Source organism: Blautia sp. DFI.6.71 (assembly GCF_020593585.1).
In the GTDB taxonomy this organism is placed as follows: Bacteria; Bacillota; Clostridia; order Lachnospirales; family Lachnospiraceae; genus Blautia_A; species Blautia_A wexlerae.
Genome location: NZ_JAJDMJ010000152.1, coordinates 1 through 630, shown reverse-complemented (window position 1 = coordinate 630; position 630 = coordinate 1). Strand labels below are relative to the sequence as shown.

The 630-nt window shown below is 41.9% G+C and carries 1 protein-coding gene; it reads left to right on the top strand.

Features of this window, described 5'->3' with window-relative positions; genetic code table 11:
- Positions 1–276: 276 nt before the first annotated feature.
- Positions 277–630, top strand: a 354-nt coding sequence (locus tag LJE12_RS19670; RefSeq protein WP_227292404.1) for an IS110 family transposase, incomplete at its 3' end; no start/stop codon positions are given.

The window sequence follows — 630 nt, the reverse complement described above, 5'->3', positions numbered from 1 at the left end:
TGAATTGTCAACGAATCATGAAAGCTTATCTCAGCCTATAATGAAAATAGGATACTGACTCCACTACTTTTTTCACTTCTCTTTTTGCCTTACAATAGTCTTAGGCAGGATTAAGTTTGATTGCACCTTGGAGGATTTGCACCCCGTTTGTCAACGTAAATGATTTGCCCTTGAGCACAGCATATTGTCGCACCTTTTATGAATAGCACGAGTAGCAAAGTCCGTATTATCTCGGGCAAATCTCCTGCCAATTCTATAGTAAAGGAGTTGTTCTGTATGAAAGACCTTCTGGAAATTTCCTGTGGACTGGATGTCCACAAAGAAAAAATTGTTGCATGTATCCTGACTGGTCCTCTGGGCAAGCCAACCCGTTCTGAAATCCGTGAGTTTTCTACATTGATTCCGGATATGATAGCATTACGGAATTGGATCGTTTCTAAAAACTGCCATCATGTAGCTATGGAAAGCACCGGTATCTATTGGATGCCGATTTATGAAATACTGGAGGATGCTTTCTCTGGTGACATTACCCTGCTTGTTGTAAATGCACGCCATATGAAAAATGTTCCTGGCAAAAAGACCGATATGCGGGATTCCGAATGGATTTCCACCTTGCTTCGCGCCGGACTT